Below are 7,347 nucleotides of genomic sequence, written 5' to 3'. Positions count from 1 at the left end.
TGATATTGATATCGTTATGGGTATCAATGGTAGTCACATCATCGTGAATACGATGTGCTTTTTCTAAGGTAGTTTCTTCAATTTTCTCTTTTTTTTCTCCGCAAGAAATTAAGGTTGTAAAACACAAAAAATAGATAAGCTGTTTCATAGAGTAAGTTTAGACCTACAATTTAAGTGTATTCACAACAAATTACCACCCTTTGAGAACTTTTTATTGTTCACCCAACTGTATTGATGCATTTTTAGGTAATTATAAAAAACAACCTATTTAAAATACCGAATACTTAATTTATGGCAATCTCAAAATCTAAAGATTTACTTGGTCAATTAACTCAACTAGAAAGAACAGTAGGAGAGTTCTCTTTTGAAGAATTAAATGCCAGCGATGCTAAAGAGTTAAAAGACACTTTTAATACATTTAGATCTACTTTAGAAAAACATATTTATACTCCAAAACCTGTACAAATTGCACCTAAGAATATTGAGACAGTTACAACAACCAAAAATGAGGTTTCTGATAAACAATTTATAGCTCATATTAGCCATGAAATACGTACCCCGTTAAATAGTATTATAGGTTTTGCCAATCTTTTAAAAGAGGAAAAGCTTACTCAGGGTCAGCATAAAAAAGTAGATGCCATACAGTTTGCATCTAATACACTTTTAAAACTTATCAATGAAGTTTTAGAATATTCTAAAATCTCTACAGGAAATAATAATTTTGAGTCGGTTGACTTCAATTTACATAGTTTACTTAAAGATGTTATGTTTTTATGCGAAACATTAATAGTAGATCGTGAAATAGAATTGTTAATTGATATAGATGAAAATGTACCCAAGATTGTTAAAGGTGATCCATCTAAATTGTCTCAAATATTGTTAAACCTTTTAGGAAACTCTGTAAAGTTTGTTGAAAGAGGGTATATAAAATTAGAAGTTTTTACAAAACAAAGTAAAAACAATGATTTTCTGATTGAATTTTCTGTTGCCGATACTGGTATTGGTATATCTCAAGAAAAAATTGACTTCATTTTCAATTCTTATACGCAGGCAGAAGATGATACTGCTAAAAAGTATGGTGGTACCGGACTTGGGTTAACGATTACTAAAGAAATTGTAGATCAACTGAACGGTGAAATAGAAATTGATAGTATTATCAATAGAGGTACTACAGTTCGTTTTAGAATGCCTTATATGATTGGTGCCACTGCTAAAAAACCTATTAAGAAATTAAAAAAAGCTACTACTAATAAAGACGGCAAATTATTGGCAGGTACTGAAATATTGGTATTTGAAGATAATAAAATGAACGAGCACTTAATTGTTGAGCAGCTGACCCAGTGGGGCTGTACCGTTCATGCTAATATTGATTTGGATAAAGGCTTGTATTTGTTGTCTTCTAGAAAAATTGACCTAATTCTGATGGATTTAAAGATGCCTGGTCAAAATGGATTTGAAGTATCCAAAGCCATTAGAAATCATAAAAACAAAAAAGTGAATTCAGTGCCTATTATTGCTTTTAGTGCTGATTTCACAGAACAAGACAGCAAAGACTGTAAAGAAATTGGAATCAATGATTTTCTATTAAAACCATATACGTTGGATGATTTGCTAAACATCATTTTTAATAATAAAGAGAATATAAAAGAACAGATAGATTTCTCATTAATACTACAAAAACCTATGATAGAACCTAAAGAAACTACGGTTGTTGATCTTCAACATTTGTTGAAAGACTGTTTTGGAGAGATTGATATGCTTAAGGAGTTAGTGAAATTGTTTAAACTTAATGTTATCGAATTTATAGGTAATGTGAAAATTCATTTAAAAACTCAAGACTTAAAAGAAATCGCCTTATCTGCTCATAAACTAAAAGCTGGTTTTGCCATGATTAAAGCTGATGGTATGCGAAAACTGATTGTTGACTTAGAAAAAAGCTGCAAAACCAATCAACCAGAAAAAGTAAAAGAATTATACATGGCTTTCTTAAATGATTATCCATTATTGGAAGAAAATTTAAATAGAAGTCTAGAATTAATGAATAAGAAGTAATATGAGTAAACGTGTACTATTAGCGGATGATGACCAACTTTTAGCCTCTTTATTAAATTTTAGGTTGAAAAAAGGTGGCTATTCAGTACATCACTCACCCAACGGAAAAGAGGTAAAAGAGTATTTAAAAAGTAATATGCCAGATATTATTGTAAGTGATATTATGATGCCTTATTGTTCTGGTATTGAGCTTATTGACTACGTACGTAATGACCTTAAATCTAATACTCCCATAATTATTATTTCTTCGGCTGGTAATGAGCAGAATGTTTTAACTGCTTTTGAACTGGGAGCAAATGATTTCATTACTAAACCAGTAAGTCCAACTGAATTGTTAGTACGTATTGCAAGAGAAATAAATAAGTAAATTAAAGTTTATAATTAATTGATTCCCCCAAATCAAATTAAAATATCGCTGATTACCGCACCAGAATTCAATTTAGAATATCTGTGGTGGTTGACTATATTATTTTTTGTGTTGGCAGTAATTTACTTTGTTGGTGTTTTTTTTATAAGAAACAAAATCACTTCTAAAAATAATCGAACTAAGGACAAAAAGGTAGAGTTTTCCCCAATGATCAATGAATTTTTATTCTATGAAGATTCAAATACAAAGGAGGAAAAGATGAATTATCTAAATTTAAAAGTAGAGATTAGAGAATTGATCAAGAATAATTTTGATCGAGATGTACTTACAGAAATATTACTTGACTTACGAAAAGATTTATCAGGAAATTCACAGGCAGTACTTATAAAATTATATAAGGATTTAGGATTACATCATGATGCCTATGCAAAACTAAGAAGTAGTAAATGGCAAGTTGTTTCTAGCGGAATTTTGGAATTGACCACTATGGAAGTAGAAGATTCATACGGATTAATCATAAAATTTATAAACCATAGGCAAAGTACCATTCGTAAGCAGGCTGAAATTGCAGTGGTTAATCTAAAGGAAGAAGGAATTAAATATTTTCTTGATAATACAAAGTATAAAATTGCAGAATGGCAACAGCTTAAATTATTGGATGTACTGAGGCATAAACCAAATTATACGCCACCACAATTTGGATTGTGGTTAACATCTTCAAATACCCATGTTGTATTATTCTCATTACGTTTAATAAAATATTATAGTCAAAATGAAGCAGAGAAATCTATCATTACACTTTTAAAACATAAGAAAAGAGATATTCAGGCAGAAGCTATAGAGTGTATTAAAGATTTCCACTTTGTAAATGCGTTGCAAACATTAAAATTAGTGTACCCTAAAGCAAGTCATGATATTAAAATTGCCATATTAGACGCTATAGGTGAGTTGGGGACAACAGATGAAGTTTCTTTTTTAGAAAACTTACAACTAACTGAACGTAATTTTAATATTAAGGGTAAAGTCATTGGTACATTAAATAGAATAGACCCAGAAAGAATATTACCAACCAAGAATATAGCAACATTAGACTTTTTTGACGTTAAGCTAGATGATTTAACTCAAGAAGCGGAAAAGGAAGAAGTAAACGTTCTTGAAGAAATTCCTTTACATGAGGTTATTAATGAAATTTCCACTGAAATAGAAATTGATATCGATACTGAAGTTATAGCAAATGTACACGAAATGTTATCTACTGATCAGGATAAGATTTTGATTGATCAAGTTGAAGATATTATAAAAGAAGAGTTGATTGTAGAGATAACACCTGAAGACGAGTTTGAAAAAGAAGAAGAAGAAGAAGTTCTTTTGGTTGAAAATGAATTAGAAGCTGACCTACAGTCAACTGAAATTGAAAAAGTGAATTCAATAAATGATATCGATTTAAGCTTTTTGCTCAACATAAATAACGACGAAATAATAGAGGAAAACGCAGAAGAAACAATAACAGAAATTTCAGATAAAAATGAACCAATGGCTGAAATAGCAAATGAAGAGCAAATGGAAAAAGATCTTACTTTTCATTTTCTTCCAATGGTAGTAGACAAAAACCTAGTTCAGGAAGAAAATTTGGCTTTTGAACAAGAAGATTTTGAGTCATTATTTATTTTAAACGATGCTGCTGTCCAAGAAGAGCAGATAGAAAAATCTGTCTTGAATACTGATCATGTTACAAAAATGACGATTAATGAAATTGATTGGTCTTTCATAAATGAAAATGAAGATGAGCAAAATGAAGTTGTTATAAAAGATGCGGATAAGGAAGAAGCAATAATCTCATTTGAAAATGATGATGTCTCTTTTTCTCCAAATTTTATGCGTAAAAAAGACCTTGATGACATGGTTTTGTTAGAAAACATATCAGAACTTGGAGATTGTAGAGAACTAATACTGCTCTACCAAATTATTGAAGAAAACAATTCTGATATAGTCATTGATAGAGCTAATGAATTAATTCAAAAATTCTCTTATCAATCACCACGTCCAAACGACTTGTTTTCAAATGACAACAATCTTTCTACTAGTGTTTTTACTGAAGTATACCATAAAGCGGATAAAGAAACAAGACATCTGCTGTTAGATGAAATTATGATGGTAGGTGGAGAGAAAGAAATTCTTTTGCTAGAAAGTGTATTAGAAACTGAATCAAAGTCCCTTTTCGAAAAAGCTACAGTAGTCTTAAAACATTTAAAGTCTCAAATTCCTTCCAATATTGAATCAGCTGTTTCTTTATTAGAAGAAGATTCTATATTCAATCTACATTTTGAATTAGACTCAAAAAAACCTGCACAACAAAGAGGTAGTGATTCCGATGAAAATCGTCTTACGTTGTTTGATCAGTTATGTTCCATGTCCAATTCTTTATACAATAAGTTAAATGGATAGTGAGCTATTTGGTGTGGTACTTGAATACATCAATTTTGTATTCTTTGTATTTACCATAATTCTGTTTATCCTGTTTTCTTTAATGGCATATTTCTCTACAAGAAATTCGCTTCATTATAGAAATAAGAACAGCTTTACAGATATTTCCAAAATAATGGCTTCTCCATTAGCTCCAACAATAACTATAATTGCACCTGCCTATAATGAAGGGTTGACAATTGTAGAAAACATTCGCTCCTTACTATCATTACAATATGTCAATTATGATGTAATGGTGGTTAATGATGGTAGTAAAGATGACACTTTACAGAAACTTATAGACTCGTATGACTTAGAGAAAATTAATATAGAAATGGACCCAGATTGGAAATCTAAACCAGTTCGTGGTATCTATAAATCTAAGAACAGAGCTTTTGAAAAACTAACCGTAATCGATAAAATGAACGGTGGTAAGTCTGATGCTCTAAATGCAGGTGTTTCATTATCCACGAGTAAATATGTTGGTTGTATAGATGTTGATTGCCTTTTGCAACCAGATGCTTTGTTACATGTGGTAAAATCATTTTTTCAACGTTCTCAGAAAAGGGTTATCGCTGTTGGCGGTGTTATACGTGTAGCTAATTCTTGTGTTATTCAAGGTGGTCAATTAGAAGAAATTAGGTTGCCTACAAATTGGTTGGCAAGATTTCAATTATTAGAATATACCCGTTCTTTTATTTTAGGTAGAATGGCTTGGGGTAGAATAGATAGTTTACTTATCATTTCTGGTGCATTCGGTTTTTTTGAACGTGAAATAGCATTGGCAGTTGGTGGTTACGATACTAATACCGTTGGTGAGGATATGGAAATTGTTTTTAAGATGCGTCGTTATATGCATGATAGAAAAGAACCATATACCATTGAATATATTCCAGATCCGCTGTGTTGGACAGAAGTACCTGAAGACCTTAATATTTTAGTGAACCAAAGAGATCGTTGGGCTCGTGGTAATCTAGAGACATTGTTTAAGCATAAAGACATGTTGTTCAATTCTAAGTATGGTAGATTGGGCTTATTGAGTTATCCGTATTGGTTTTTCTATGAATGGCTTTCCCCGTTATTAGAGTTTTTTGGCTTTTTTACCATTTTATTATTTGCTTATTTAGGTATTCTTAACTGGGAATTCTTTCTCATGATTACGCTGGCCATATTTCTTTTTTCTATCATGATTTCTTTCTATGCCATTCTGTGGGATGTGTATTCATATAATCAGTACAGAAAAACAAAAGACATTTTAATATTAATGGGCTTGGCAATTTTAGAGCCATTCATTTTTCACCCTATTGTTGTATATGCTGCGGTTAGGGGTAACTATAAAAAATTATTCAAGATAAAATCTGGTTGGGGATCCCAAGTTAGAAAAGGTTTTGCAAAAGCATCCTAATAAAAATGAACACAAGTAGTATAGATAGATATTCTTTAAAGCAGTATACGCGGCTTATGATATCCTTTTTTGGATGTTTGTTCGTGCTTACGCTTTTTCAATATGGCATGCTGTACTATAAAGGTGTTATTGATACTATTTTTTCCATAAGTTTTTTAAAAGCTATTGTACACCAAATAGGCTTTACCGCATTAATAGGTATTGTCATGGTTTTTCCTTTCAATTTCTGGGAAAATTTACGCCCTAAATATGGCTTTAATCTGGTATTTGGACTGCTAAGTTTAGTCTTGATTATTGAAGCTGTTCTTACAGCTTATTACTGTATTACCTTAGTTCCTTTAGGGTCGGATATTTTAGGGTATAGCTACGCCGATATGCAAATTACCTTGGCTAATTCTGGTGGTTTCATGATTTCAATTTATCTGCTTATCGCTTCAATTACTTTAATAGGTCTCTTTTTAGGACTTTATAGGATTACTTCTAAGTTTTATCATAGAATTAGTAAAATGTATCCGTTTACCATTGTACTGTTTAGTCTATTTGTAGCTTCTTTATTTACAGATGGTAAACCTATTAATCAGAATAAAGTACAATACTTGGCTGTCAATGTTTATAATACAAGTACCGAAGATAATTCATATACATCCACAGAAGAATATCCTTTAGTACAAGGTGCCAATATTAAAAATGTACTGGGCGAATATTTTGAGCTAACTGAAGAAAAACCGAACATTGTTTTTGTAATGGTTGAAGGTTTGGGTAGGGATTTTGTGGGAGAAGGAGCCGAATATGGCGGATTTACGCCATATTTAGATTCCCTTACGACCAAATCATTATACTGGGAAAATTTCTTGAGCAATACAGGTAGAACTTTTGGAGTGTTACCGTCATTGTTAGGTTCTTTGCCTTTTGGTAAAAGTGGATTCATGGAGTTGGATGAATACCCAAATAAATTGACCATGTTCAGTGTACTCAAAAACAACGGTTACCATACTTCTTTTTACCAGGGCACCAACAGTTCTTTTGACAAGGTAGACCGATTTTTAAATAGTGAAAATTT

5 protein-coding genes are annotated in these 7,347 nt (G+C 31.4%); all 5 read left to right on the top strand.

All coding sequences use genetic code 11. The features are described 5' to 3' along the window. Positions 1-291 precede the first annotated feature (291 nt). Positions 292-2,052: an ATP-binding protein gene (locus ABJI11_RS01445; RefSeq protein WP_348348767.1), complete on the top strand. Its 1,761-nt coding sequence runs from the start codon at positions 292-294 to the stop codon at positions 2,050-2,052. A 1-nt stretch (position 2,053) separates the two neighbouring features. Further along, positions 2,054-2,419 (top strand): response regulator transcription factor, encoded by a 366-nt coding sequence (locus ABJI11_RS01440; protein WP_348348766.1) that lies wholly within the window; start codon positions 2,054-2,056, stop codon positions 2,417-2,419. A gap of 18 nt (positions 2,420-2,437) precedes the next feature. Further along, positions 2,438-4,864, top strand: a complete 2,427-nt coding sequence (locus ABJI11_RS01435; RefSeq protein ID WP_348348765.1) for a hypothetical protein — start codon at positions 2,438-2,440, stop codon at positions 4,862-4,864. Beyond that, a complete protein-coding gene (locus tag ABJI11_RS01430) occupies positions 4,857-6,287 on the top strand; it encodes a glycosyltransferase (RefSeq protein ID WP_348348764.1) in 1,431 nt (476 codons plus the stop codon). Before ABJI11_RS01435 ends, ABJI11_RS01430 begins: the two co-directional genes overlap by 8 nt. A gap of 5 nt (positions 6,288-6,292) precedes the next feature. Further along, a partial coding sequence (locus ABJI11_RS01425; protein ID WP_348348763.1) for a sulfatase-like hydrolase/transferase occupies positions 6,293-7,347 on the top strand: 1,055 nt, incomplete at its 3' end.

It is taken from the genome of Maribacter sp., assembly GCF_039968975.1.
GTDB lineage: Bacteria > Bacteroidota > Bacteroidia > Flavobacteriales > Flavobacteriaceae > Maribacter.
Note: the sequence above shows the minus strand (reverse complement) of the source record. Positions and strands in the feature narration are given on the sequence as shown.

Coding starts and splice junctions, on each gene's coding strand:
- ABJI11_RS01445 (WP_348348767.1), top strand. CDS start 292: ATGGCAATCTCAAAATCTAAAGATTTACTTGGTCAATTAACTCAACTA.
- ABJI11_RS01440 (WP_348348766.1), top strand. CDS start 2,054: ATGAGTAAACGTGTACTATTAGCGGATGATGACCAACTTTTAGCCTCT.
- ABJI11_RS01430 (WP_348348764.1), top strand. CDS start 4,857: ATGGATAGTGAGCTATTTGGTGTGGTACTTGAATACATCAATTTTGTA.